The 23,435-nt window shown below is 59.3% G+C and carries 26 protein-coding genes; 17 read left to right on the forward strand and 9 right to left on the reverse strand.

What is annotated here, in order from left to right; translation table 11 throughout:
• Window positions 1-44 precede the first annotated feature (44 nt).
• The 7 genes from ABFB52_RS23360 (at window position 45) to ABFB52_RS23390 (ending at window position 4,897) form a co-directional block, all read left to right on the forward strand.
• Entirely contained in the window at window positions 45-614 is a 570-nt protein-coding gene (locus ABFB52_RS23360) for an Rnf-Nqr domain containing protein (RefSeq protein ID WP_102687208.1), read from the forward strand.
• A complete protein-coding gene (gene rsxB, locus ABFB52_RS23365) occupies window positions 611-1,825 on the forward strand; it encodes an electron transport complex subunit RsxB (RefSeq protein ID WP_129973292.1) in 1,215 nt (404 codons plus the stop codon). Before ABFB52_RS23360 ends, rsxB begins: the two co-directional genes overlap by 4 nt.
• Window positions 1,812-2,795, forward strand: coding sequence for an RnfABCDGE type electron transport complex subunit D (locus ABFB52_RS23370; protein WP_102718070.1), 984 nt, complete (start codon window positions 1,812-1,814; stop codon window positions 2,793-2,795). Before rsxB ends, ABFB52_RS23370 begins: the two co-directional genes overlap by 14 nt.
• Complete coding sequence (locus ABFB52_RS23375) at window positions 2,792-3,397, forward strand: RnfABCDGE type electron transport complex subunit G (protein WP_085745272.1); 606 nt, start codon at window positions 2,792-2,794, stop codon at window positions 3,395-3,397. The genes ABFB52_RS23370 and ABFB52_RS23375 overlap by 4 nt, the downstream gene beginning before the upstream one ends.
• On the forward strand, window positions 3,394-3,975 hold the full coding sequence (locus ABFB52_RS23380; RefSeq protein ID WP_085745273.1) for an Rnf-Nqr domain containing protein: 582 nt from the start codon (window positions 3,394-3,396) through the stop codon (window positions 3,973-3,975). The genes ABFB52_RS23375 and ABFB52_RS23380 overlap by 4 nt, the downstream gene beginning before the upstream one ends.
• Entirely contained in the window at window positions 3,972-4,610 is a 639-nt protein-coding gene (gene nth, locus ABFB52_RS23385) for an endonuclease III (protein WP_007953205.1), read from the forward strand. The genes ABFB52_RS23380 and nth overlap by 4 nt, the downstream gene beginning before the upstream one ends.
• A gap of 107 nt (window positions 4,611-4,717) precedes the next feature.
• On the forward strand, window positions 4,718-4,897 hold the full coding sequence (locus tag ABFB52_RS23390; protein ID WP_007953204.1) for a hypothetical protein: 180 nt from the start codon (window positions 4,718-4,720) through the stop codon (window positions 4,895-4,897).
• A gap of 88 nt (window positions 4,898-4,985) precedes the next feature.
• Here ABFB52_RS23390 and ABFB52_RS23395 read toward each other — a convergent pair whose 3' ends face one another.
• On the reverse strand, window positions 4,986-5,612 hold the full coding sequence (locus ABFB52_RS23395; protein ID WP_007953203.1) for a response regulator transcription factor: 627 nt from the start codon (window positions 5,610-5,612) through the stop codon (window positions 4,986-4,988).
• 396 nt (window positions 5,613-6,008) lie between these two features.
• Between ABFB52_RS23395 and ABFB52_RS23400 the strand changes: the two genes are divergently transcribed.
• Window positions 6,009-6,593: a hypothetical protein gene (locus ABFB52_RS23400; RefSeq protein WP_102718072.1), complete on the forward strand. Its 585-nt coding sequence runs from the start codon at window positions 6,009-6,011 to the stop codon at window positions 6,591-6,593.
• Window positions 6,594-6,751: 158 nt separating this feature from the next.
• Here the strand turns inward: ABFB52_RS23400 and ABFB52_RS23405 are convergent, their stop codons facing one another.
• On the reverse strand, window positions 6,752-7,969 hold the full coding sequence (locus ABFB52_RS23405; RefSeq protein ID WP_007953201.1) for an argininosuccinate synthase: 1,218 nt from the start codon (window positions 7,967-7,969) through the stop codon (window positions 6,752-6,754).
• 129 nt (window positions 7,970-8,098) lie between these two features.
• The gene (locus ABFB52_RS23410; protein WP_007953200.1) at window positions 8,099-9,007 is read right to left on the reverse strand and encodes an OmpA family protein; all 909 of its coding nucleotides are present in this window, start codon (window positions 9,005-9,007) and stop codon (window positions 8,099-8,101) included.
• Window positions 9,008-9,167: 160 nt separating this feature from the next.
• Here ABFB52_RS23410 and pyrC point away from each other — a divergent pair, with 160 nt between their 5' ends.
• Together pyrC and rnt are read left to right on the forward strand one after the other, a co-directional pair.
• Window positions 9,168-10,214 (forward strand): dihydroorotase, encoded by a 1,047-nt coding sequence (pyrC, locus tag ABFB52_RS23415; RefSeq protein ID WP_039765844.1) that lies wholly within the window; start codon window positions 9,168-9,170, stop codon window positions 10,212-10,214.
• A complete protein-coding gene (gene rnt, locus ABFB52_RS23420) occupies window positions 10,211-10,885 on the forward strand; it encodes a ribonuclease T (RefSeq protein ID WP_007953196.1) in 675 nt (224 codons plus the stop codon). Before pyrC ends, rnt begins: the two co-directional genes overlap by 4 nt.
• A gap of 74 nt (window positions 10,886-10,959) precedes the next feature.
• Here the strand turns inward: rnt and ABFB52_RS23425 are convergent, their stop codons facing one another.
• Window positions 10,960-11,562 (reverse strand): peroxiredoxin, encoded by a 603-nt coding sequence (locus ABFB52_RS23425; protein WP_007953195.1) that lies wholly within the window; start codon window positions 11,560-11,562, stop codon window positions 10,960-10,962.
• Between the two features lie 291 nt (window positions 11,563-11,853).
• On the opposite strand from ABFB52_RS23425, the gene ABFB52_RS23430 reads away from it, so the two are divergent.
• Complete coding sequence (locus ABFB52_RS23430) at window positions 11,854-12,072, forward strand: bacterioferritin-associated ferredoxin (protein WP_007953193.1); 219 nt, start codon at window positions 11,854-11,856, stop codon at window positions 12,070-12,072.
• 199 nt (window positions 12,073-12,271) lie between these two features.
• On the forward strand, window positions 12,272-12,748 hold the full coding sequence (gene bfr / locus ABFB52_RS23435) for a bacterioferritin (RefSeq protein ID WP_011335740.1): 477 nt from the start codon (window positions 12,272-12,274) through the stop codon (window positions 12,746-12,748).
• Window positions 12,749-12,854: 106 nt separating this feature from the next.
• Here bfr and grxD read toward each other — a convergent pair whose 3' ends face one another.
• The 3 genes from grxD to ABFB52_RS23450 all read right to left on the reverse strand — a co-directional run bounded on the left by grxD (window position 12,855) and on the right by ABFB52_RS23450 (window position 15,819).
• A complete protein-coding gene (gene grxD / locus ABFB52_RS23440; RefSeq protein WP_003227729.1) occupies window positions 12,855-13,196 on the reverse strand; it encodes a Grx4 family monothiol glutaredoxin in 342 nt (113 codons plus the stop codon).
• A gap of 97 nt (window positions 13,197-13,293) precedes the next feature.
• A complete protein-coding gene (locus ABFB52_RS23445) occupies window positions 13,294-15,399 on the reverse strand; it encodes a molybdopterin oxidoreductase family protein (protein ID WP_129973291.1) in 2,106 nt (701 codons plus the stop codon).
• A 129-nt stretch (window positions 15,400-15,528) separates the two neighbouring features.
• Entirely contained in the window at window positions 15,529-15,819 is a 291-nt protein-coding gene (locus tag ABFB52_RS23450) for a hypothetical protein (RefSeq protein WP_129973290.1), read from the reverse strand.
• A 406-nt stretch (window positions 15,820-16,225) separates the two neighbouring features.
• Here ABFB52_RS23450 and argF point away from each other — a divergent pair, with 406 nt between their 5' ends.
• Complete coding sequence (argF, locus tag ABFB52_RS23455; protein WP_039765834.1) at window positions 16,226-17,146, forward strand: ornithine carbamoyltransferase; 921 nt, start codon at window positions 16,226-16,228, stop codon at window positions 17,144-17,146.
• A complete protein-coding gene (locus ABFB52_RS23460; RefSeq protein ID WP_129973289.1) occupies window positions 17,143-18,252 on the forward strand; it encodes an ABC transporter ATP-binding protein in 1,110 nt (369 codons plus the stop codon). Before argF ends, ABFB52_RS23460 begins: the two co-directional genes overlap by 4 nt.
• 49 nt (window positions 18,253-18,301) lie before the next feature.
• Here the strand turns inward: ABFB52_RS23460 and ABFB52_RS23465 are convergent, their stop codons facing one another.
• Window positions 18,302-19,084 carry a PhzF family phenazine biosynthesis protein gene (locus ABFB52_RS23465; RefSeq protein WP_102718075.1) on the reverse strand — a complete coding sequence of 261 codons (783 nt, stop codon included), beginning with the start codon at window positions 19,082-19,084 and terminating at the stop codon, window positions 18,302-18,304.
• Between the two features lie 89 nt (window positions 19,085-19,173).
• Complete coding sequence (gene ybaK / locus ABFB52_RS23470; protein ID WP_007953184.1) at window positions 19,174-19,644, reverse strand: Cys-tRNA(Pro) deacylase; 471 nt, start codon at window positions 19,642-19,644, stop codon at window positions 19,174-19,176.
• A 361-nt stretch (window positions 19,645-20,005) separates the two neighbouring features.
• Here ybaK and ABFB52_RS23475 point away from each other — a divergent pair, with 361 nt between their 5' ends.
• The 3 genes from ABFB52_RS23475 (at window position 20,006) to ABFB52_RS23485 (ending at window position 23,288) form a co-directional block, all read left to right on the forward strand.
• On the forward strand, window positions 20,006-20,857 hold the full coding sequence (locus ABFB52_RS23475) for an MIP/aquaporin family protein (protein WP_007953183.1): 852 nt from the start codon (window positions 20,006-20,008) through the stop codon (window positions 20,855-20,857).
• Window positions 20,858-20,934: 77 nt separating this feature from the next.
• Window positions 20,935-22,437 carry a glycerol kinase GlpK gene (glpK, locus tag ABFB52_RS23480; protein WP_039765827.1) on the forward strand — a complete coding sequence of 501 codons (1,503 nt, stop codon included), beginning with the start codon at window positions 20,935-20,937 and terminating at the stop codon, window positions 22,435-22,437.
• 95 nt (window positions 22,438-22,532) lie between these two features.
• Entirely contained in the window at window positions 22,533-23,288 is a 756-nt protein-coding gene (locus tag ABFB52_RS23485; protein ID WP_007953179.1) for a DeoR/GlpR family transcriptional regulator, read from the forward strand.
• Window positions 23,289-23,435 lie beyond the last annotated feature (147 nt).

Below are 23,435 nucleotides of genomic sequence, written 5' to 3' on the forward strand. Positions count from 1 at the left end.
ATGCCTAACCTTAAGTGACACCCCCCGTTGCCACCGGCAGAACCATGACCGAACTCGTGCTTACGCTCTTCAGTGCTGCGCTGATCAACAACTTTGTGTTGCACTGGCCGCTGGGCGTCGATCCGCTGCTGGCCGGCGAACGCCGTCAGGTACATGCGCTGGGGCTGGCAACGTTGTGCCTGATGCTGATTGTCGGCGTGGCGGGTTATGCGATCTGGCATTGGCTACTGGTGCCGTTGCAACTGGAATTCCTGCGGCTGTTTGTATTCCTGCCGCTGAGCGTCCTGCTGATCACGCCGTTGCTGAAGTTGCTGACGCGTTGGCGACCCGATATGCCGTTCGACGGTTTGTGGCCGCTGCTGCTGGGCAATGCCGGTGTGCTGGGGCTGACGCTGATCAACGCGCAAGCGGACAAAGGCCTGTTTCATGCGACAGCGCTGAGCCTTGGCGCCGGTCTGGGTTTCTGGCTGGTGTTGAGCCTGTTCAGCGATTTGCGTGAGCGCACGGCCGACAACGATATTCCCCTGCCCTTTCGTGGCCTGCCGATCCTGTTGATCGGCGCCGGACTGATGGCCGTGGCTTTTCTCGGATTCAGTGGACTGATCAAAACATGAGTCTGATTCAACGCATCGATGCCCTGCTGCCGCAGACCCAATGCGGCAAGTGCGGCCATCCCGGATGCAAACCCTACGCTGAAGGCATTGCCGACGGCGAGCCGATCAACAAGTGCCCGCCGGGTGGCGACGAAACCATCGCGGCGCTGGCCGAACTGTTGAAAATCCCGGTGCTGGAGCTGGACATCAGTCGTGGTTCGGCGCCGCCGCAAGTGGCCTACATCCGCGAAGCCGAATGCATCGGCTGCACCAAGTGCATTCAGGCCTGCCCGATCGACGCCATTGTCGGCGCAGCGAAGCTGATGCACACCGTCATCATCGACGAATGCACCGGTTGCGATCTGTGCGTGGCGCCCTGCCCGGTCGATTGCATCGAGATGCACCCGCTGCCTTTGGGCACACTGCCGGTGGTAGGCGGTCTGGCCGCCAGCCTTGAAGAACAACAGGCCCGCGCGGCCAAACGCGATCACGCCCGACAACGCTTTGAACGGCGCAATGCTCGCCTGCAACGCGAAGAACAGCAGAAGCAGGCCGAGCGCGAGGCCCGGGCACAGCGCGCGGCACAGGTCGAAGTCGCCGCCACCACGCTCGATCCGGTGCAGGCGGCGCTGGAACGGGTGCGCGCGCAAAAGGCCGCGACCGCCGATGCCGCGCTGAAAAAAGCCAAGATCGACGTGGCCATGAGCCGGGCGCAATTGAACAAGTCGCTCAAGGCGTTCGGTCATCCGCCGACCTTCGATCAGCAATCGCAACTGATCCTCCTGCAACAGCAGTTCGAGGCGGCCGAACAGGCACTGGCGAAGCTGGAAAACAGCGCGGCACCTGCGCCGGTCGTGGCCGCCCCGGCAAAGGACGCCGATCTGAAGCGGGCGAAAATCCAGTTGGCGATGCGCCGCGCCGAGCTGAAAAAGGCGCAAACCGCAGTAGCCCCGCCAGCCGAGATCGCCTTACTGGAGCAAGCGCTGCGTGACGCCGAACAGGCGTTGCACAACGCCGAAGCGGCAAGCGATCAACCGGCGCCCGAGCTTGTGCGTGTCGAGAAACGTCCGATCGACGACCACCTTCGTAAACTGAAAACCGAATTGGCCTACGCTCGCGCCGACCTGAACAAACTGCAACGGCGCGACGGCACGCCCGCCGATATCCTCGAAAAGGCCCGCGCCCGCCTGCAAGAAGCAGAGCAGCAGGTAAAAGCCCATGTCATCCATTGAAACCGGAGACGAGCGCCTGCAACAGGCAATGAAGCTGGTTTTACTGGCGACATTGCCGGGATGGCTGGCGTTGTTCTGGTTTTACGGTTGGGGCGTGCTGATCAACCTGATCCTGTCCGTTGTCACGGCCTTGGGCGTTGAAGCTGCCGTGACTCATCTGCGTCGGCAACCTCTGCAGGCTACCTTGACCGATGGCAGCGCAGTGGTCAGCGCCACGCTGCTGGCGATCGCGCTGCCGCCCTATTGCCCGTGGTGGCTGACGGTCACGGCGATCGCCTCGGGCCTGCTGCTGGGCAAACATCTGTACGGTGGTGTGGGCCGAAACCCGTTCAATCCGGCCATGCTCGGCTTCGCGCTGGCCATGGTGATGTTTCCTCAGCCGATGACCCACTGGCCAGGCCATGGCATGGATCTGGCGGCGGCTTTTGGCCAGGTGTTCAATCTGGGCGCGCAACCGGATGCCTGGGTTCAGGCCACCGCGCTGGACAGTCTGCGCATCAATAAAAGCCTGACCATGGACGAACTGTTTGCCGGCAATCCGGCATTCGGGCGCTTTGGCGGGCACGGCGTTGAATGGGTGAACCTGGCGTTCCTCGCCGGTGGACTGTTTTTGTTGCAGCGTCGAGTGTTTGGCTGGCACGCGCCGGTCGGCATGCTCGCCAGCCTGTTCGTGATCAGCCTGCTGTGCTGGAACGGTTCGGGATCCGACTCCCACGGCTCGCCACTGTTTCACCTGCTGAGCGGCGCGACGATGCTGGGGGCATTTTTCATCGTCACTGAACCGGTGTCGGGGGCAAAAAGTCCGCTCGCCCGCCTGCTGTTCGGTGTCGGCGTGGGGTTGCTGACTTACGTGATTCGCACCTGGGGCGGTTACCCCGATGGCGTTGCGTTTGCGGTGCTGTTGATGAACCTGTGCGTGCCGGCGCTGGAGCGCTTCGCGATGGCCCGTCAGGCGCAGGTGGCGCCATGAACCGGACGAACAGCCTGATCACACTGGCGTTGATTACTGCGTTGGGCATCGGCGTGACGTGGTTGGTGCAACGCAGCAACGCACCTCAGATCGCCGCCGAACAGCGTCTGCTTGAAAGTCGCAAGCTGTTGGACGTGCTGCCGGTCGACGCTTACGACAATCAGCCGCTTGAACAACCTCTGGCGCTGACCGACATCAACCTGAGCCACAGTCTGTTGCTGGGCGGTTATCGGGCGAGCAAAGGCGGCCAACCCGTGGCAGTCCTGTTGCGCAGCCAGGCCCAAGGTTATGCCGGCAATATCGAGTTGCTGATTGCCATCGACGCTAACGGCCGATTGCTCGGTGTAAAAACCCTCGAGCAAAACGAAACACCTTCGCTGGGTGGACATATCGGCGACTGGCCAAATAGCTGGCTTCAGACCTTTAGCGGAAAATCGAGCAACCAACCGACGGACGCCGGATGGGCCTTGAAGAAGGATCAGGGGCAATTCGACCAGATCGCGGGCGCAACCATTACCTCTCGCGCGGCCATCAATGCCATCCACGATGCCCTGCGTTACTTTGATGAACACCGGACGACCCTGCTCGGGAGCACGCCATGAATACGTCAGCGACTCTGGCGAACTCAATGATGCTGGTGTTGTTGATCGGTGCCACCGACTCTGTGGCGGGCGCGCTGGCGACTCTGTTGATATTTGCGGTTGTCGTGGGCATTTACGGTTTGTGCATGGCACCGCTGCGCTCGCGCCTGAGCAACGAGAGCCTGTTGCCGGTCAGCCTGGTACTGGCCGCGACCCTGGCCGGCAGCGCCGATATTGTTCTGCAACGCGGTGCGCTGCAGTGGCATCAACTGATCAGTCTTTATGCCGGGCTGATCGGCTTGCAGTGCGTCGTGCTGGAGCACAATGGATTTTTTCGCCGGTCTGTCCGTAATCGACTGAAACTGTGCGGCCTGTTTGCCGCACTGATGATTGTGCTCGCGGTGTTGCGTGAGCTGATCGGTCAGGGCAGCATCGGCCATCATTTGTCGGAACACTGGCAAGGTTTGATTCTGTTCGGCGACGGCCTGCATTTCGCGACGCTGGCGCCCGGCGCCTTCATATTGCTTGGACTGTTACTGGCCGCCCGTCAGGCCTGGGCTCGCCCCTCCGACCTACCCGAGGAAACGCATCACCCATGAATGCCGCAAAACGTCTGGAGATCTTCCGCAGGCTTCACGAGGACAACCCCGAACCCAAGACCGAACTGGCCTACTCGTCGCCTTTCGAACTGTTGATCGCGGTGATTCTGTCCGCGCAATCAACGGACGTCGGGGTAAACAAGGCGACGGCCAAGCTGTTCCCGGTGGCGAACACGCCGGCAGCCATTCACGCCTTGGGCGTCGAAGGGTTGTCCGAGTACATCAAGACTATCGGCCTCTACAACAGCAAGGCCAAAAACGTGATCGAGACCTGCCGCCTGCTGGTCGAGTTGCACAATGGCGAAGTCCCGCAGACGCGCGAAGAACTGGAAGCCTTGCCCGGCGTTGGCCGCAAGACCGCCAACGTGGTGCTAAACACCGCGTTCCGCCAGTTGACCATGGCGGTGGACACCCACATTTTCCGGGTCAGCAACCGCACCGGGATTGCACCGGGTAAAAATGTGGTCGAGGTGGAAAAGAAGCTGATGAAATTTGTGCCAAAGGAATACCTGCTCGACTCGCACCACTGGCTCATTCTTCACGGACGCTACGTGTGTCTGGCGCGCAAACCCCGTTGCGGCAGCTGTCGGATCGAAGATCTGTGCGATTACAAGCACAAAACTTCCGACGATTGAGCGGCTATGGGTTTTATTGATTTATCGATTGAAAAAATCTTTTTTACCATCTGCTGGAATATCGATATAAGGAGCGCCAAAGGCAGTCTTAGCCTGGAGTCGACCTTATGAGCACCAGCAAAGAGCAATTAGAAGCGGATGACGATTTTATCGCCACGGAGGCCGATGATGCCGAACCTGTGGTTGAAGTCGCCAAGACCAACTTGAGCAAACGCCGAACCATCGACAACCTGCTCGAGGAGCGCCGACTGCAGAAGCAATTGGCCGATTACGATTTTGATCTCTGACATTTGAAAGCCTCCTGAAACGGAGGCTTTTCTCTTTATGTCACACGCTGATTCCGATCCGCCCATGATCCGTCAGCCACTGAAACGCTCAGACAAGGCCGTTTCGTTGCGCCAGTTCAATCAGATCCACCAACGAGCGCGCATTGAGTTTCAATAACAACCGAGTCTTGTAGGTACTCACGGTCTTGTTGCTGAGGAACATTCCGTCGGCAATCTCCTTGTTGGTCTTGCCGCGCGCCAATTGCTGCAACACCATCATCTCGCGCCCGGACAGGCGATCAACCATGTCCGCCTCGCTGGCATTTCCCAGGCTGGTTCGCACGGTGTGCAACGCCTGGTTCGGAAAATAGCTGTATCCAGACAGTACCGCCTTGATTGCACTCAGCAACTCCGTCAGATCCTGTTGCTTGCAAACATATCCCGCCGCACCCGACTGCATGCATCGCATGGAGAAGTGTCCCGGTGACTGGGACGTCAGCACGAGCACTTTCAACGGCATTGCACTTGTTGTAAGGCGCGCGATGACTTCCAGTCCATCCAGTTTCGGTATGCCGATATCCAGAATGACGATATCCGGCATCTGGTCACGAGCCAGTTGTAACGCATCTACGCCATTATCGGTTTCTGCAATGACTTCGTAGCCATGACGTTCCATCAGCATACGTACCGCAAGACGAATGACGGGGTGATCATCCACGATCAGCACTTTATTCATGGGCAAGTCCAGTTTCGCTGTTCGAATTTTTAGAACCGGCACAATAACGTAGTCATTTCCTACATGGCATAGAGAAGTTCCTCTACACGGGTAGCGAGAGACGCCTCCTACAGCCAATAAAGACTATTCCTACAGAAATGACTCACCCACACAAAAACATAAACTATTTTCAGTACGACGAACGCCTGCCACCCTGCTTAAGGGAGCGCCCGCAAATCCAAAAAGGAAAAAACACGAGTTATTATCGAGCACAAAAAAAAACAGCAGATACAACTTATCGGTATCGCAAACACGAGAATTAATATAAACACAAAAAACACACCTCAGACTGACCCAGTCATTTCACACCCACCCAACCCAAGACAACGAGAAAGACTAAAACCATGAGTAAATAACATGCTAAAACTCAACAAGAAGATACCCAACCCGATCAGCGTTATCGCCATCTTTGCATTTATATCAGAGACTTCCGCTGCCGTTTCCCTGCCATTCCTCAATAACAATGAACGGGAAATCTACGTCTGGTTTCTGATCACCTTTCCTTTCTACCTGCTGCTTCTATTTTTCATCACACTCAACTTTAACTATCGCGCACTATATGCACCTTCGGATTTTGATAATGACAAGAATTTCCTGAAGGCTTTCGAGGAAACAACTACCCACCCACCCGAAGTACCCTGCGAACACGTCAATAGCGGGTCATACCCAATAAAACTACCGAAACCGTTGAGCGAGGTGTACATCATTGATGCTCGACAGAAAAACACGACTCTGAAAATAGAGGAGCTACTGGAAAAAATCCCACACCCAAACAAGCATTCGCCCCGATTATTCCTTTTTTTAACTGACGCAGTGTCGGACATTTTACTCAATGAACATGTCGCCAGATCAGCAAAACAGGCGAAAACGCCACAAGGAACAACGTACTTTAGTATTTACAACACCCAGTCATCTAACATTTCCGTATTGGGAAAGTTTTAAAAAATAGAACGCGGAGCGCGACATCCATGCAATGCAAGATCTACAGCCGATGAAGACGGGAACGCTGACCGATATCAATCAGGTCGAAAAAGAAACACCAAAAAAAACGGCCTTGTCATTAAGACAAGGCCGTTTTTTCACATCAAGTCCCGATGGACTCAGAACAGCTTGCGGCCCTTGTTGGCAGCAATGCGCATGCGTAGCGCGTTGAGCTTGATGAAGCCCGCCGCGTCGGCCTGGTTGTAGGCGCCGCCGTCTTCTTCGAAGGTCGCGATGTTGGCGTCGAACAGCGAATCGTCGGACTTGCGGCCGGTCACGATCACGTTGCCCTTGTACAGCTTCAGGCGCACTACGCCGTTCACGTTGACCTGGGAGGCGTCGATCATCTGTTGCAGCATCAGACGCTCAGGGCTCCACCAGTAACCGGTGTAGATCAGGCTGGCGTACTTCGGCATCAGCTCGTCTTTGAGGTGAGCGACTTCGCGGTCCAGGGTGATCGATTCAATGGCGCGGTGAGCGCGCAGCATGATGGTGCCGCCCGGGGTTTCGTAGCAGCCACGGGACTTCATGCCGACGTAACGGTTCTCGACGATGTCCAGACGGCCGATGCCGTGCTCGCCACCGATCTTGTTCAGCGTCGCCAGCACGGTGGCCGGGGTCATTTCAACGCCGTCCAGCGCAACGATGTCGCCGTTGCGGTAGGTCAGTTCCAGATATTGCGGTGTGTCGGGAGCCTTCTCCGGAGAGACGGTCCAGCGCCACATGTCTTCTTCGTGCTCGGTCCAGGTGTCTTCCAGCACGCCGCCTTCATAGGAGATGTGCAGCAGGTTGGCGTCCATCGAGTACGGGGATTTCTTCTTGCCATGACGCTCGATCGGGATCGCGTGCTTCTCGGCGTAGTCCATCAGCTTCTCGCGGGACAGCAGGTCCCACTCGCGCCAAGGGGCGATCACTTTCACGCCTGGCTTGAGTGCGTAGGCACCCAGTTCGAAACGGACCTGGTCGTTGCCTTTGCCGGTCGCGCCGTGGGAAATGGCGTCGGCGCCGGTTTCGTTGGCGATTTCGATCAGACGCTTGGCGATCAGCGGACGCGCGATGGAAGTACCCAGCAGGTACTCGCCTTCGTAAACGGTGTTGGCACGGAACATCGGGAACACGAAGTCACGCACGAATTCTTCGCGCAGGTCGTCGATGTAGATTTCTTTGACGCCCATGGCCTGCGCCTTGGCGCGAGCCGGCTCGACTTCTTCGCCCTGACCCAGGTCAGCGGTGAAGGTCACGACTTCACAGTTATAAGTATCCTGCAGCCACTTGAGGATCACCGAAGTGTCCAGGCCGCCGGAATACGCCAGAACGACCTTGTTTACGTCCGCCATGCCATCACTCCACGGGGTTCTACGGAAAGCCGAGGAGTCTACCGCTCAAACGCGATAATTTACAGAGGCGCGACAGCTTAAGACGACAAAGCGACAGAATCTGTCGAGAGGGCGACGATGACCGGCAGGTCAGGAAGTCGCCGCAGTGTTGGCAGGCGTGCTGGCCTGAGGCGCTGGCGCGGTAGTCGGTGCCACCCGCGCCAGGTGTACGTTGACCCGACGGTTCTTGGCCCGGTTGGCGGCATTGGTGTTCGGCACCAACGGGTAGCGTTCGCCATGGAAACGCACGGTGATCTGCGATTCCTGGATGCCATTGGCCTTGAAGAAGTCGACCACCGCCAGCGCGCGGCGGCGCGACAGTTCGCGATTGGTCAGGCGATTGCCGCTGTTGTCCGAGTGGCCGTCGAGTTCGATGTGATTGACCGTCGGATCAGCCTTCATGTACTCGAGCATCACTTGCAGCTTGGCCTTGGCGGCGGCGTCCAGTTCGATGCCTTCGCCGGGGAAGCCGATCTGCGATTGTTTGACCTGATCGAAATTCTGCGGGAGCAGTTTCGCCACGCAGGTCTGATAGTCGTTGAAGGCTTTGCTGAATTTGACCGGCAACAGGCGCACTTCCGACACCCGACCATCGCCCGATGCCCGGCGTACCACCGGGCTGCGACCGTCCATCAGCCCGCTGATCAGTTGCCCGGCCTGGGACTGAGAACTGTTGAACAGCACGTTGCCGCTGCCCAGTCGAACCGTGCCCAGATTGATGTCGCCACGTCCCGGCTGCCACGGCGCAGCCGCTGCCAGCAGGGTCGCCGAACCGCCGCCGAGCATGGCGTTGTAGGCGTTCAGGCGGAAGGTCGCCTGCTCGCCGGCCTTGCGCACGAATTGCCCCGAGCCGAAGTCGGTGATCGGCTGCGTCAGACGGCACTCGAACTTGTCACCCTCGACCGTCCACTCAATGTTCTCCAGACGGGTCTGGTAGGTCAGTGCCATCGCGGGAAGGCTGGCAAACACACTGAGCAAGGCTAAATATCGCTGGCGCACGGGAGGCTCCATTGGCTTCTACAACAAAAAAGACCGAGACATACATCTTTACGGCATACCTATGGGATATCGGACGCTCGTCGCAAAACTTGATAGCGAGTGCCTGCAAGAGTCTTTTCCGGTAGCATTCGCCTCAGTTTGACCCGCCTGGAATCCCCTCATGTCCGACCGCCTGACCCTGCTGCGTCCCGACGACTGGCACATTCATCTTCGCGATGGTGCCGTGTTGACCAATACCGTTGCGGATGTCGCGCGCACCTTTGGTCGCGCCATCATCATGCCCAACCTGGTACCTCCGGTGCGCAACGCCGCTGAAGCCGACGGCTATCGCCAGCGGATTCTCGCTGCCCGCCCGGCCGGCAGTCGTTTCGAGCCGCTGATGGTGCTGTACCTCACCGACCGCACCCAGCCCGAAGAAATCCGTGAGGCCAAGGCCAGCGGTTTCGTGCACGCCGCCAAGCTGTACCCGGCCGGCGCCACCACCAACTCCGATTCCGGGGTCACCAGCATCGACAAGATTTTCCCGGCGCTGGAAGCCATGGCCGAAGTCGGCATGCCGCTGTTGATCCACGGTGAAGTCACCCGTGGCGACGTCGATGTGTTCGACCGCGAAAAAATCTTCATCGACGAGCACATGCGTCGCGTGGTCGAGCGTTTCCCGACGCTGAAAGTGGTGTTCGAACACATCACCACCGGCGACGCCGTGCAGTTCGTCAACGAGGCTTCGGCCAACGTCGGCGCGACCATCACCGCGCATCACCTGCTCTACAACCGCAACCACATGCTGGTGGGCGGGATCCGGCCGCACTTCTACTGCCTGCCGATCCTCAAGCGTAATACCCATCAGGAAGCTTTGCTCGACGCTGCCACCAGCGGCAGCGCGAAGTTCTTCCTCGGTACCGACTCGGCGCCGCACGCCCAGCACGCCAAGGAAGCCGCCTGCGGCTGCGCCGGCTGCTACACCGCGTACGCCGCCATCGAGCTGTATGCCGAAGCCTTCGAACAGCGCAATGCGCTGGACAAGCTCGAAGCCTTCGCCAGCCTCAACGGCCCGCGTTTCTACGGCCTACCGGCGAACACCGATCGCATCACCCTGGTTCGTGACGAATGGACCGCCCCGACCAGCCTGCCTTTCGGCGAGCTGACCGTTATCCCGCTGCGCGCCGGTGAAAAACTGCGCTGGCGCCTGCTGGAGGAACACGCGTGAGTGAAGACCATTTCGACGACGAACTGGACGGTCAAGGTGGCGGCGGTTCGCGCCATCCAATGGCAGCACGTTTTCGCGGCTACCTGCCGGTTGTCGTCGACGTAGAAACCGGTGGTTTCAACTCGGCCACCGACGCTCTGCTGGAGATTGCCGCGACCACCATCGCCATGGATGAAAAGGGTTTCGTCTACCCGGATCACACCTACTTCTTTCGCGTCGAGCCGTTCGAAGGCGCCAACGTTGAAGCGGCGGCGCTGGAGTTCACCGGGATCAAGCTCGATCACCCGTTGCGCATGGCCGTCAGCGAAGAAACAGCGCTGACCGACATCTTCCGTGGCGTGCGCAAGGCCTTGAAGGCCAACGGCTGCAAGCGGGCGATTCTGGTCGGCCACAACAGCAGCTTCGACCTGGGCTTCCTCAACGCCGCTGTCGCGCGGCTGGACATGAAGCGCAACCCGTTCCACCCATTCTCCAGCTTCGACACTGCGACCCTCGCCGGTCTGGCTTACGGTCAAACCGTATTGGCCAAGGCCTGTCAGGCAGCCGATATCGACTTCGATGGCCGTGAAGCGCACTCTGCGCGTTACGACACCGAGAAGACGGCCGAGCTGTTCTGCGGCATCGTCAACCGGTGGAAACAGATGGGCGGTTGGGAAGACTTCGACGACTGATACTCGTCGGGTTTCTTCCATTCATGAAAAAACCGGCCACATGGGCCGGTTTTTTTGTACCTCGACGTTGCGCCTTACAGGGCAGCAGCGTTCTCGGTCAGGTAAGCCGCAACGCCTTCTGGCGAAGCGTTCATGCCTTTGTCGCCTTTTTTCCAGTTGGCAGGGCAGACTTCGCCGTGCTCTTCGTGGAATTGCAGAGCGTCGACCAGACGGATCAGCTCTTCCATGTTACGGCCCAGCGGCAGGTCGTTGACGATCTGCGAGCGGACAACGCCTTTGTCGTCGATCAGGAACGCGCCACGGAAAGCCACGCCGCCCTCGGATTCAACGTCGTAGGCCTTGGCGATGTCGTGCTTCATGTCGGCAGCCATGGTGTATTTCACCTGACCGATGCCGCCATTGTTGACCGGAGTGTTGCGCCAGGCGTTGTGGGTGAAGTGCGAGTCGATCGACACGGCGATCACTTCTACATTGCGTGCCTTGAAGTCGGCCATGCGGTTGTCCAGAGCGATCAGCTCGGACGGGCAGACGAAGGTGAAGTCCAGCGGGTAGAAGAACACCAGGCCGTATTTGCCTTTGATGGCCGAGGACAGGGTGAAGCTGTCAACGATCTCGCCATTGCCGAGTACGGCCGGGACGGTGAAGTCAGGGGCTTGTTTGCCTACGAGTACGCTCATTGATATCTCCTGGTGTAAAAACTTGAAGTTCAGGGTTCGGGCCAGCCTGCCACCCTCAGGCGACAGCCCTGTGACACGAACCCCCTTCGCAAGGGCCGACCATCATACACTGCGTTTTTCGACTGTCCTCAAAGGTTTTTCGCGAAATCCCGGCTGGCATCCGGCCATGTACCACCGTTCGTCAGTCACAGGCGTTGGCGATGAAAACCACTGGGAAAGCACTTTGACAATCATTCTCGTTAACATTAAGATCCATCGCAATTGAGTCACAACCAGCGACGGTTCTCACTTATGTATGTTTGCCTCTGCACTGGCGTCACCGACGGACAGATCCGCGAAGCGATCTATGAAGGTTGCTGCAGCTATAAAGAAGTCCGCCAGGCCACCGGCGTAGCCAGCCAATGCGGCAAATGTGCGTGCCTGGCGAAGGAAGTGGTTCGCGAAACCCTGACCAAGCTGCAAACCGCCCAGGCTGCGATCCCCTACCCGGCAGAATTTACCGCCGCATAATTACCCCGATTTCGAAGAACCGGACTTAAGTCCGGTTTTTTTATGCCTGAAAATCAACTGCTTAGCGCCCAGACGCGGAACACAAACATTCTTATTCCGATTAATTTTCATTTATTATTCAATAACTTAGGTTTGACACTTATAAATACCAAGCTCAAACTCTGCCTTATATACCGTTACTTAGGGCAGGACTCCCATCATGAAAGGCGACGTAACAGTCATCCAGCATCTCAACAAGATCCTTGCCAATGAGCTGGTCGCGATCAATCAGTACTTCCTGCATGCACGCATGTATGAAGATTGGGGCCTGAACAAGCTCGGCAAACACGAGTACCACGAATCCATCGACGAGATGAAGCACGCGGACAAGCTGATCAAGCGCATCCTGTTCCTCGAAGGCCTGCCGAACGTGCAGGATCTGGGCAAGCTGCACATCGGCGAGCACACCAAGGAAATGCTGGAGTGCGACCTGCGTATCGAGAAGACCGGCCACGCCGATCTGAAGGCCGCCATCGCCCACTGCGAATCCGTCGGTGACTTCGGCAGCCGCGAACTGCTCGAAGACATCCTCGAATCCGAGGAAGAACACATCGACTGGCTGGAAACCCAACTGGGCCTGATCGATAAAGTCGGTCTTGAGAACTATCTGCAATCGCAGATGGGCGAAGACGAGTAATTAGCCAGCGCTAAACTCGAGACACTAAAAAGCCCCGCCCTCTTTCAAGAGGCGGGGCTTTTTATTGCCCGGATTTCAGACTGGCTGAAACCCGGGCAGAAGCCAATCAGGCTTCGGACTTGGCCGCAGCAGCCTTGGCGGATGCTTCCTTGACCAGAGTCTGCAGCTCACCGTTGGCGAACATTTCAGCCATGATGTCGCTGCCGCCGACCAGTTCACCGCCGACCCACAGTTGCGGGAAAGTCGGCCAGTTGGCGTACTTTGGCAGGTTGGCACGGATTTCCGGGTTCTGCAGGATGTCGACGTAGGCGAACTTCTCGCCACAGCCCATCACAGCCTGCGCAGCTTTCGCGGAGAAGCCACACTGCGGGGCATTCGGCGAGCCTTTCATGTAAAGCAGAATGGTGTTGTTGGCAATCTGCTCTTTAATCGTTTCGATGATATCCATGGAGCACCTCGGCTGAACTTTCCGACTCATGGGTCGGCACGGTGGCGCATTGTAACGGAATCCCGAGCGCGCTGCTCGGTCTCCCCGACAGACATGCTCAAGCCGCCGCCACCGTCACCGGCACGCCGTTGAGCGCCGCGTTGCCTGACAGCTCGTCGAGCTGGCATTCATCGGTCAGGTCATTGGCACTGGAGCCCGGCTGACCGCTGGCAATCGCCATCTGCACGCCCGGCCGGGCATGGCCCCATCCATGCGGCAGGCTGACCACGCCCTTCATCATGTCCGCACTGCCCAGCACTTCGACCTCGATCTGCCCGACCCGTGAACTCACGCGCACAAGCTGACCATCACTGAGCCCGCGACTGGCGAGATCGTCCGGGTTCATCAACAGCTGATGACGCGGCTTGCCCTTCACCAGACGATGGTAATTGTGCATCCACGAATTGTTGCTGCGCACATGACGGCGGCCGATCATCAACAGCTCATCGGCGGCCGGTGCCTGCAAAGCGGCAAAGCGCGCCAAGTCAGCGAGGATTTCCGGCGGCGCCGCCTGAACTCGTTGATTGGCGCTCTTCAATCGCGGTGTCAGGTTGGGTTTCAGCGCTCCCAGATCAACGCCGTGAGGATGATCGAACAGCGTCGCCAGCGACAATTTGTGCTCGGATGCATCGCCATACAAACCCATGCGCAACCCCATGTCGATCATCTTCGCCGGCGGCATCGTTGGCTTCAGCTCCTTGCCGGTCTTCGCGGCAAAGGCCTTGGCCAGGCCGACGAAAATTTCCCAGTCGTGCAGCGCCCCTTCGGGTTTGGCGAGGATTGCCCGGTTGAACCGGGTGACGTTGCGCACCGCGAACAGGTTGAAGGTGGTGTCGTAGTGATCGTTCTCCAGCGCCGAGGTCGATGGCAGGATCAGGTCGGCATAGCGCGTGGTTTCATTGATATACAGGTCGACGCTGACCATGAACTCCAGCCCGTCCAGCGCCTGCTCCAGCTGCCGGCCGTTGGGCGTGGACAACACCGGATTGCCAGCCACGGTAACCAGCGCGCGAATCTGCCCCTCGCCTTCTGTGAGCATTTCTTCGGCCAGCGCCGAGACCGGCAACTCGCCGCCGTACTCAGGACGCCCGGACACGCGGCTCTGCCATTTATTGAAGTGTCCACCCGAAGTCGACGCCACCAGATCCACCGCCGGCTCGGTGCACAAGGCACCGCCGACGCGGTCGAGGTTGCCGGTGACCAGATTGATCAACTGCACGACCCAATGGCACAGCGTGCCGAAAGCCTGAGTGGAAACGCCCATCCGGCCGTAGCAAACGGCGCTTGGCGCGGCGGCGAAGTCCCGGGCCAGCTGGCGGATCTGTTCGGCGGGAACGGCGCACAACGGGCTCATGGCTTCAGCGGTGAACCCCGCCACCGCAGCGCGAACCTCATCCAGGCCGTCCACCGGCAAATGACTGTCAGACGTCAGCCCTTCGCTGAACAACGTGTTGAGCACACCAAACAACAACGCCGCATCGCCACCGGGGCGCACGAACAAATGCTGATCGGCCATCGCCGCCGTCTCGCTGCGCCGTGGATCGACCACCACCACTTTGCCGCCTCGGGCCTGGATCGCCTTAAGACGCTTCTCGACATCCGGCACGGTCATGATGCTGCCGTTGGACGCCAGCGGATTACCGCCCAGGATCAGCATGAAATCGGTGTGATCGATATCCGGGATCGGCAGCAGCAGGCCGTGGCCGTACATCAAGTAGCTGGTCAGGTGATGAGGCAGTTGATCGACCGACGTCGCCGAATAGCGGTTGCGGGTTTTCAACAGGCCGAGGAAGTAATTGCTGTGGGTCATCAGCCCATAGTTGTGGACACTGGGGTTGCCCTGATACACGGCGACCGCGTTCTGCCCATGACGCTCCTGAATCGCCGAGAGTTTTTCGGCGACCAGTTCGAACGCTTCGTCCCACTCGATCGGCAGCCATTCGCTGCCGACCCGGCGCATCGGCTGGCGAAGGCGATCCGGATCGTTCTGGATATCTTGCAGCGCCACGGCCTTGGGGCAGATGTGTCCACGACTGAACGTGTCCAGCGCATCGCCCTTGATCGAGGTGATCTGCACCTGACCGTCGGTTTCGGTGGTTTCGATGGTCAAGCCGCAAATGGCTTCACACAGGTGGCAGGCACGGTGATGGAGAGTCTTGGTCATGGCCAGTCTCTGTCTTGTTCTGGGCAGGCAATCACGCCTGCGGGAACAAAACTATGGCCCGCGACCCGGTGCAGCGCCAGCGACGTTCGTCTTGTGAATCGGCGGCCATCAGGCCCGCCGATAGACGCGTCAGTTCGCCGGAAGCTGGGGCGGTGTGGCCAGCTGGATTTCCTGGATGGTCTCGATCTGCTCGTGGGCGACGTGGACGCCGGTGAGTTCGCCGATCAGTCGCCAATGCTCGTCGAGCCCGGCGCTGATGGTCGCCATGCGGTCGATCATCTGCCGGCTGGCGGCCTTGACCACGTCGTCATCGCTGCGCAGCAGTTCGAAGGACATCGAGGTCATCGAGGCGGTAAGGTGGGTCAATGAGCGTGCCGTGTGGCCCAGCAGTTCCATTAACAGTTTTTCTTTCGATTCCATGCGGAGGCTTCCTGCGTCGCTCGTGATTTATTTATAACCCAGCACTTTGCTTTAGCAAATGTTTCAACCTGCGCATCCGACCAAGCGAACCAGTGGCTCATCGGTCGCAAACCGACCAGGGCTGTGCCATCCCCGCCGCGCCGGATTGCCAAGCCCGGTGGGGCCAGTGTACAAATGCCTCGCTGCCCTCTCGAAAACTGACCGGAAATCACAGTGTTCGCACTGTTCTCACTCCGGCACATTTCTGCAAAAACCGTAGCCTATTGGAAAAACGCGACATTTAGTGTCAATATCGCGCCTTCCCCTATTTCGTCGCCCCCGTGCGGCTTACGCCGCAGGTCTCGCCCGTTGTTCCGATAAACAAGGCTTTGAGCATCTGCGGTTTGTAGCAAAAAGGTAGTCAATGATGAGCGCAAGGCACTTTCTCTCCCTGATGGATTGCACGCCCGAAGAGCTGGTCAGCGTGATCCGTCGAGGCGTTGAGCTCAAGGACCTGCGTAACCGCGGCGTACTGTTCGAGCCTCTGAAAAACCGCGTCCTGGGGATGATCTTCGAGAAATCCTCGACCCGTACCCGGATCTCCTTCGAGGCCGGCATGATCCAGCTCGGTGGCCAGGCGATCTTCCTGTCGCCGCGCGACACCCAGCTGGGCCGTGGCGAGCCGATCGGCGACTGCGCCATCGTCATGTCGAGCATGCTCGACGCAGTGATGATCCGTACCTTTGCCCACAGCACCCTGACCGAATTCGCCGCCAACTCCCGCGTGCCAGTGATCAACGGCCTGTCCGATGACCTGCATCCGTGCCAGTTGCTGGCCGACATGCAGACCTTCCTCGAACACCGCGGCTCGATCCAGGGCAAGACCGTGGCCTGGATCGGCGACGGCAACAACATGTGCAACAGCTATATAGAAGCGGCGATCCAGTTCGACTTCCAGTTGCGCGTGGCCTGCCCGGAAGGCTATGAGCCAAACCCTGAATTCGTGGCCAAGGCCGGTGATCGCGTAACCATCGTCCGCGACCCGAAAGACGCCGTGCGCGGCGCGCATCTGGTGAGCACCGACGTCTGGACCTCCATGGGTCAGGAAGAGGAAACCGCCAAGCGCCTCAAACTGTTCGCGCCGTTTCAGGTCAACCGCGCCCTGCTCGACCTGGCTGCCGATGACGTGCTATTCATGCACTGCCTGCCCGCTCACCGCGGTGAGGAAATCAGCCTCGACCTGCTCGATGATCCGCGCTCCGTCGCCTGGGATCAGGCAGAAAACCGTCTCCACGCACAGAAGGCCCTGCTCGAGTTCCTCGTCGAACCGGCATATCACCACGCATGAGTCATGAATTACTGCTGAACCTGCGCAACCTCGCTTGCGGCTATCAAGATCAACGTGTGGTGCAGAACCTCAATCTGCACCTCAACGCCGGCGACATCGGTTGCCTGCTCGGCTCCTCGGGCTGCGGCAAGACCACCACACTGCGTGCGATTGCCGGTTTCGAACCGGTGCACGAAGGGGAAATTTCTCTCGGCGGTGAGGTCATCTCCAGCGCCGGTTTTACCCTCGCCCCGGAAAAACGCCGGATCGGCATGGTGTTCCAGGACTACGCGCTGTTCCCGCACCTGAGTGTCGCGAACAACATCGCCTTCGGAATCCGCAAGCACCCGAACAAGGAGCGCGTCACCGAAGAGCTGCTGGAACTGGTCAACCTGAAGAACCTCGGCAAGCGCTTCCCCCACGAACTGTCCGGCGGCCAGCAGCAACGTGTCGCCCTCGCCCGCGCCCTGGCGCCGGAGCCGCAACTGTTGCTGCTCGACGAGCCGTTCTCCAACCTCGATGGCGAGTTGCGCCGCAAGCTCAGCCATGAAGTGCGCGACATCCTCAAGGCCCGTGGCACCAGCGCGATTCTGGTGACCCACGACCAGGAAGAAGCCTTCGCCGTCAGCGACCACGTCGGCGTGTTCAAGGAAGGCCGGCTGGAGCAGTGGGACACGCCGTACAACCTCTATCACGAGCCGGCGACGCCGTACGTGGCCAGTTTTATCGGTCAGGGTTACTTCATTCGCGGCCAATTGGGCAGCCCGGAATCGGTGCAGACCGAACTCGGCGAACTGCGCGGCAATCGCGCCTACACCTGGCCGATCGGTGGCGCGGTGGATGTGCTGCTGCGTCCGGACGACATCGTTTACGCGCCGGACAGTGCGCTGAAAGCGCGGATCGTCGGCAAGACCTTCCTCGGCGCCTCGACCCTGTATCGCCTGCAACTGCCGACCGGCGCACAGCTGGAATCGATCTTCCCGAGCCATGCCGACCATCAGGTAGGGGCAGATGTCGGGATTCGGGTGGCAGCGGAACATCTGGTGCTGTTCCAGGCCTCCGGCAGCACCGCTGCACAGATTCCGGCGGTGGAAAACGGCGTTCGCCGTTACAGCACCGCGCACTGATCTGCACACAAATAATAAGGGAGCTTGATGGCTCCCTTGTTTTTTGGCTTCAGCCCAGCATCAATGTGCCGCTGGCCACCAGCGTCGCATTCCCGCCGATCTTCACCCGCTCGCCTTCCAGCTGACAGAACAGTTCACCACCCCGCGCCGAACGCTGGCATGCAGTGAGGCTGGATTTGCCCAGACGTTTCGACCAGTACGGAATCAGGCTGCAATGTGTCGAGCCGGTCACCGGGTCTTCATTGATGCCGATGGCCGGGGCGAAATAGCGCGAGACAAAATCATGCTGATTGCCCCGGGCGGTGACGATCGCACCCAGCCAAGGCAGCTTGGCGAGGGCGACCATGTCCGGCTGGCAATCAAGCACCGCCTGCTCGGACTCCAGCACCACGAACAGCTCGTTGGAACTCAGAACATCCACCGCCTGAACATTCAGCGCCCGTTCGATCTCCACGGTGACGCCTTTCTCCACCGCTTCGATGGCCGGGAAATCCAGCCACAACCTGCCACCCTCGCGGCTGACGCTCAACGGCCCGGACTTGCAGGTGAAGTCCAGACGCTCGGCGCTTTCCTTATAGATCTCGAACAGTACATAGGCGCTGGCCAGGGTCGCGTGACCACATAGCGGCACCTCGGTGGTCGGCGTGAACCAGCGGATGTGCCACGCCTGCCCTTCGCGCACCAGAAACGCGGTTTCCGCCAGATTGTGCTCGGCGGCGATCTTCTGCATCAGTTCGTCCGCGAGCCACGCGTCGAGCCGATAGACCATTGCCGGATTGCCACTGAACGGTCGATCACTGAACGCGTCGACCTGATGAAACTCGAGCTGCATAACCTTCTCCCTGTGTCAGTCGAACGAGCATGCAGCGCCGGCCGGATCAGCGCCAGTGACAGTGCCGGCCAATTTTCTTCATACAGACTTCAAGGGCGACCGATGTCGGCAAATTTCGCCTGAGTGTGTTCCGCCAATACCGCCGGCGCCAGTTCCACTTCCAGCCCGCGCCGACCGGCGCTGACATAAATGGTCGCAAAAGGTTGGGCCGAGTTATCGATGAAGGTACGCAGGCGTTTTTTCTGCCCCAGCGGGCTGATGCCGCCCAGCAGGTAACCAGTGGAACGCTGCGCGGCGGCCGGGTCGGCCATCTCGACTTTTTTCACGCCGGCGGCATGGGCAAGCCCCTTGAGGTCGAGACTTCCGACGACCGGCACCACCGCCACCAGCAACTCACCCTTCTCACTCGCCGCGAGCAGCGTCTTGAACACCTGCGCCGGATCGAGCCCCAGTTTCTCCGCGGCCTCCAGGCCATACGACGCGGCCTTCGGGTCATGTTCGTAACTGTGCACGCGATGTTCGGCACGAACTTTTTTCAACAAGTCCAACGCAGGGGTCATGGCAGCTCCGGGCTCGGCAGTGGCAAAAAAAACCTGCGGCGGATTTTAGGCCATCGCTGTGCAAAAGGCTCTACCACGCGCCACGTTTCCCGGGGTTTGCAGGCCGATAACAATCGTGCGAGACGGGTGACCCGCAGGATCATTCACGTGACTGATAGTTTATTTGTGACTGACGGTTCACTTTCGACCTTTGACAGGTTTGTTTCTTGTCTATATTTTTTCGAATCTGAATAATGTAAGAATTATCGTCATCGCAGCACCCAGCAGTAAACCGGGAACAGGATGGGGATCCTGCCTCGGCGAAAATCGCGCCTTGCCCTGTCGGCAACGCGCCAGACAACAACAAAAACCGAGGTTTTCAATGACAACTGCGTTACAGCAACCTTCGCTCTCGAGCCAGTGCCTGGCCGAGTTTCTGGGTACTGCACTTCTGATCTTTTTCGGTACGGGTTGTGTCGCCGCGCTCAAGGTCGCGGGCGCCAGCTTCGGTCTGTGGGAAATCAGCATCATCTGGGGCGTCGGCGTCAGCATGGCGATCTACCTCACCGCCGGCGTTTCCGGCGCGCACCTGAACCCTGCCGTCAGTATTGCCCTGAGCATTTTCGCCGACTTCGAAAAGCGAAAACTGCCGTTCTACATTCTGGCCCAGGTCGCCGGCGCCTTTTGCGGCGCTCTGTTGGTTTACACGCTGTACAGCAACCTGTTCTTCGATTTCGAACAAACTCACCATATGGTTCGTGGCACTGAAGCCAGCCTCGAACTGGCGTCGGTGTTCTCCACCTTCCCGAACCCTGCGCTGTCGACTGCCCAGGCGTTCCTGGTCGAGGTGATCATCACCGCGATCCTGATGGGCGTGATCATGTCCCTGACCGACGACAACAACGGCCTGCCGAAAGGCCCGCTGGCGCCGCTGCTGATCGGTCTGCTGATTGCCGTGATCGGCAGTTCGATGGGCCCGCTGACCGGTTTCGCGATGAACCCGGCCCGGGACTTCGGTCCGAAACTGATGACTTTCTTCGCCGGCTGGGGTGAAATTTCCTTCACCGGCGCACGTGAAATCCCGTACTTCCTGATTCCGATTTTTGCACCGATTGTCGGTGCCTGCCTCGGCGCTGCCGGGTATCGCGGGCTGATTGCCCGTCACCTGACCGGCGCCACACCTGCTACAAAGGATGCAGAACCGGCCATTGACGGCAAACCAAGAACTTCTTGAAACAGTCGGCGCGGGCTCCTGCCCTTTAGAGCCCGCGCCACGGCCCACTCTCCCTTATTTCGTCCAAGGCAATCGACATGACCGACATTCAGAATAAGAACTACATCATTGCCCTCGATCAGGGTACGACCAGCTCCCGCGCGATCATTTTCGACCGCGACGCGAACGTGGTCTGCACCGCACAACGCGAATTCGCCCAGCATTACCCGCAAGCCGGTTGGGTCGAACACGATCCGATGGAAATCTTCGCCACCCAGAGCGCGGTAATGGTCGAAGCGTTGGCCCAGGCCGGTCTGCATCACGATCAGGTCGCTGCCATCGGCATCACCAACCAGCGTGAAACCACCGTGGTCTGGGACAAGACCACCGGCCGCCCGGTGTACAACGCGATCGTCTGGCAATGCCGCCGCAGCACCGAGATCTGCCAGCAGCTCAAGCGCGACGGTCATGAAGACTACATTCGCGACACCACAGGTCTGGTCACCGACCCGTACTTCTCCGGCACCAAACTGAAGTGGATCCTCGATAACGTCGAAGGCAGCCGCGAGCGCGCGCGCAACGGCGAACTGCTGTTCGGCACTGTCGACAGCTGGCTGATCTGGAAATTTACCGGCGGCAAGGTCCACGTCACCGACTACACCAACGCCTCGCGCACCATGCTCTTCAACATCCACACGCTGGAGTGGGACGCGAAGATGCTGGAGATCCTCGACATCCCGCGCGAGATGCTGCCGGAAGTCAAAGCCTCCTCGGAAATCTACGGTCGCACCAAAAGCGGCATCGCCATCGGCGGTATCGCCGGCGACCAGCAGGCCGCGCTGTTCGGCCAGATGTGCGTCGAGCCGGGCCAGGCGAAAAACACCTACGGCACCGGTTGCTTCCTGCTGATGAACACCGGCGACAAAGCGGTGAAATCCCAGCACGGCATGCTGACCACCATCGCTTGCGGCCCACGCGGCGAAGTGGCTTACGCACTGGAAGGCGCTGTGTTCAACGGCGGTTCGACCGTGCAGTGGCTGCGCGATGAACTGAAAATCGTCAACGACGCCCACGACACCGAATACTTCGCCAATAAAGTGAAGGACAGCAACGGCGTCTATCTGGTGCCAGCCTTCACCGGCCTCGGCGCTCCCTACTGGGACCCGTATGCCCGTGGCGCCCTGTTCGGCCTGACCCGTGGCGTGCGTGTGGATCACATCATCCGCGCCGCACTGGAATCGATTGCCTACCAGACCCGCGACGTCCTCGACGCCATGCAACAGGACTCCGGCGAACGCCTCAAGGCCCTGCGTGTGGACGGCGGTGCTGTAGCGAACAATTTCCTCATGCAGTTCCAGGCCGACATCCTCGGCACTCAGGTCGAGCGTCCGAAAATGCGCGAAACCACGGCGCTCGGCGCAGCTTATCTGGCAGGCCTGGCGTGCGGTTTCTGGGGCAGCCTGGAAGAACTGCGCGGCAAGGCCGTGATCGAACGCGAGTTCGAACCGAGCCTGGACGAAGCGGCAAAAGAGAAACTGTATAAAGGCTGGAAAAAAGCCGTCAGCCGCACCCGCGACTGGGAACGTGAAGACGCTGAATAAGCCAAGCTGAGTACTCGTAACCTGTTGTAACTGGTAGGGAGCGGATTCCTGCGGCATCATGGGCAAATTTTGCACGGCAGCCCAAAGGAAGCCCCATGAATCTGCCTCCCCGTCAGCAGCAAATCCTCGAACTGGTCCGCGAACGCGGCTATGTGAGCATCGAGGAAATGGCCACGCTGTTCGTTGTTACCCCGCAAACCATCCGCCGCGATATCAATCAACTGGCGGAAGCCAATCTGCTGCGTCGCTACCACGGCGGCGCCGCCTATGATTCCAGCGTCGAAAACACCGCCTACGCGATGCGCGCCGATCAGATGCGCGATGAAAAGCAACGCATCGGCGAAGCCATCGCCGCGCAGATTCCCGATCACGCCTCGCTGTTCATCAACATCGGCACGACGACCGAATCGATTGCCCGCGCCCTGCTCAATCACAGCCATCTGAAGATCATCACCAACAACCTGCACGTCGCTTCGATGCTCAGCGCCAAGGATGATTTCGATGTGTTGCTGACCGGCGGCAACGTGCGTCGCGACGGCGGTGTGGTGGGTCAGGCAAGCGTGGACTTCATCAACCAGTTCAAGGTCGACTTTGCGCTGGTGGGCATCAGCGGTATCGACGAAGACGGCAGCCTGCTCGACTTCGATTACCAGGAAGTGCGGGTGTCCCAGGCGATCATCGCCAATGCCCGGCAGGTGATCCTGGCGGCGGACTCCAGCAAGTTCGGCCGTAATGCGATGATCCGCCTCGGCCCGATCAGTCTGATCGATTGCCTGGTGACCGATCAGCAGCCGGTGCCCGCCCTGGCGCAACTGCTGAGCCAGCACAAGATTCGTCTGGAAGTCGTTTAACCCCCCTCCCGCATATAACTCCCTCCCGGTGAATTCTCGTTCCCACGCTCTGCGTGGGAATGCCGCCCGGGACGCTCTGCGTCCCATTCAGAAGCCGACGCAGAGCGTCAATGTATGCACTCCCACGCAGAGCGTGGGAACGATCAG

The sequence above is a fragment of the Pseudomonas sp. 9.2(2024) genome, from assembly GCF_039695385.1.
In the GTDB taxonomy this organism is placed as follows: domain Bacteria; phylum Pseudomonadota; class Gammaproteobacteria; order Pseudomonadales; family Pseudomonadaceae; genus Aquipseudomonas; species Aquipseudomonas paraglycinae.

Coding starts and splice junctions, on each gene's coding strand:
- ABFB52_RS23360 (WP_102687208.1), top strand. CDS start 45: ATGACCGAACTCGTGCTTACGCTCTTCAGTGCTGCGCTGATCAACAAC.
- glpK (WP_039765827.1), top strand. CDS start 20,935: ATGACCGACATTCAGAATAAGAACTACATCATTGCCCTCGATCAGGGT.
- nth (WP_007953205.1), top strand. CDS start 3,972: ATGAATGCCGCAAAACGTCTGGAGATCTTCCGCAGGCTTCACGAGGAC.
- bfr (WP_011335740.1), top strand. CDS start 12,272: ATGAAAGGCGACGTAACAGTCATCCAGCATCTCAACAAGATCCTTGCC.
- ABFB52_RS23460 (WP_129973289.1), top strand. CDS start 17,143: ATGAGTCATGAATTACTGCTGAACCTGCGCAACCTCGCTTGCGGCTAT.
- ABFB52_RS23485 (WP_007953179.1), top strand. CDS start 22,533: ATGAATCTGCCTCCCCGTCAGCAGCAAATCCTCGAACTGGTCCGCGAA.
- ABFB52_RS23390 (WP_007953204.1), top strand. CDS start 4,718: ATGAGCACCAGCAAAGAGCAATTAGAAGCGGATGACGATTTTATCGCC.
- rsxB (WP_129973292.1), top strand. CDS start 611: ATGAGTCTGATTCAACGCATCGATGCCCTGCTGCCGCAGACCCAATGC.
- ABFB52_RS23380 (WP_085745273.1), top strand. CDS start 3,394: ATGAATACGTCAGCGACTCTGGCGAACTCAATGATGCTGGTGTTGTTG.
- ABFB52_RS23450 (WP_129973290.1), bottom strand. CDS start 15,819: ATGGAATCGAAAGAAAAACTGTTAATGGAACTGCTGGGCCACACGGCA.
- ABFB52_RS23445 (WP_129973291.1), bottom strand. CDS start 15,399: ATGACCAAGACTCTCCATCACCGTGCCTGCCACCTGTGTGAAGCCATT.
- argF (WP_039765834.1), top strand. CDS start 16,226: ATGAGCGCAAGGCACTTTCTCTCCCTGATGGATTGCACGCCCGAAGAG.
- ABFB52_RS23405 (WP_007953201.1), bottom strand. CDS start 7,969: ATGGCGGACGTAAACAAGGTCGTTCTGGCGTATTCCGGCGGCCTGGAC.
- ABFB52_RS23475 (WP_007953183.1), top strand. CDS start 20,006: ATGACAACTGCGTTACAGCAACCTTCGCTCTCGAGCCAGTGCCTGGCC.
- pyrC (WP_039765844.1), top strand. CDS start 9,168: ATGTCCGACCGCCTGACCCTGCTGCGTCCCGACGACTGGCACATTCAT.
- ABFB52_RS23375 (WP_085745272.1), top strand. CDS start 2,792: ATGAACCGGACGAACAGCCTGATCACACTGGCGTTGATTACTGCGTTG.
- ybaK (WP_007953184.1), bottom strand. CDS start 19,644: ATGACCCCTGCGTTGGACTTGTTGAAAAAAGTTCGTGCCGAACATCGC.
- ABFB52_RS23370 (WP_102718070.1), top strand. CDS start 1,812: ATGTCATCCATTGAAACCGGAGACGAGCGCCTGCAACAGGCAATGAAG.
- ABFB52_RS23430 (WP_007953193.1), top strand. CDS start 11,854: ATGTATGTTTGCCTCTGCACTGGCGTCACCGACGGACAGATCCGCGAA.
- ABFB52_RS23425 (WP_007953195.1), bottom strand. CDS start 11,562: ATGAGCGTACTCGTAGGCAAACAAGCCCCTGACTTCACCGTCCCGGCC.
- grxD (WP_003227729.1), bottom strand. CDS start 13,196: ATGGATATCATCGAAACGATTAAAGAGCAGATTGCCAACAACACCATT.
- ABFB52_RS23395 (WP_007953203.1), bottom strand. CDS start 5,612: ATGAATAAAGTGCTGATCGTGGATGATCACCCCGTCATTCGTCTTGCG.
- ABFB52_RS23400 (WP_102718072.1), top strand. CDS start 6,009: ATGCTAAAACTCAACAAGAAGATACCCAACCCGATCAGCGTTATCGCC.
- ABFB52_RS23465 (WP_102718075.1), bottom strand. CDS start 19,084: ATGCAGCTCGAGTTTCATCAGGTCGACGCGTTCAGTGATCGACCGTTC.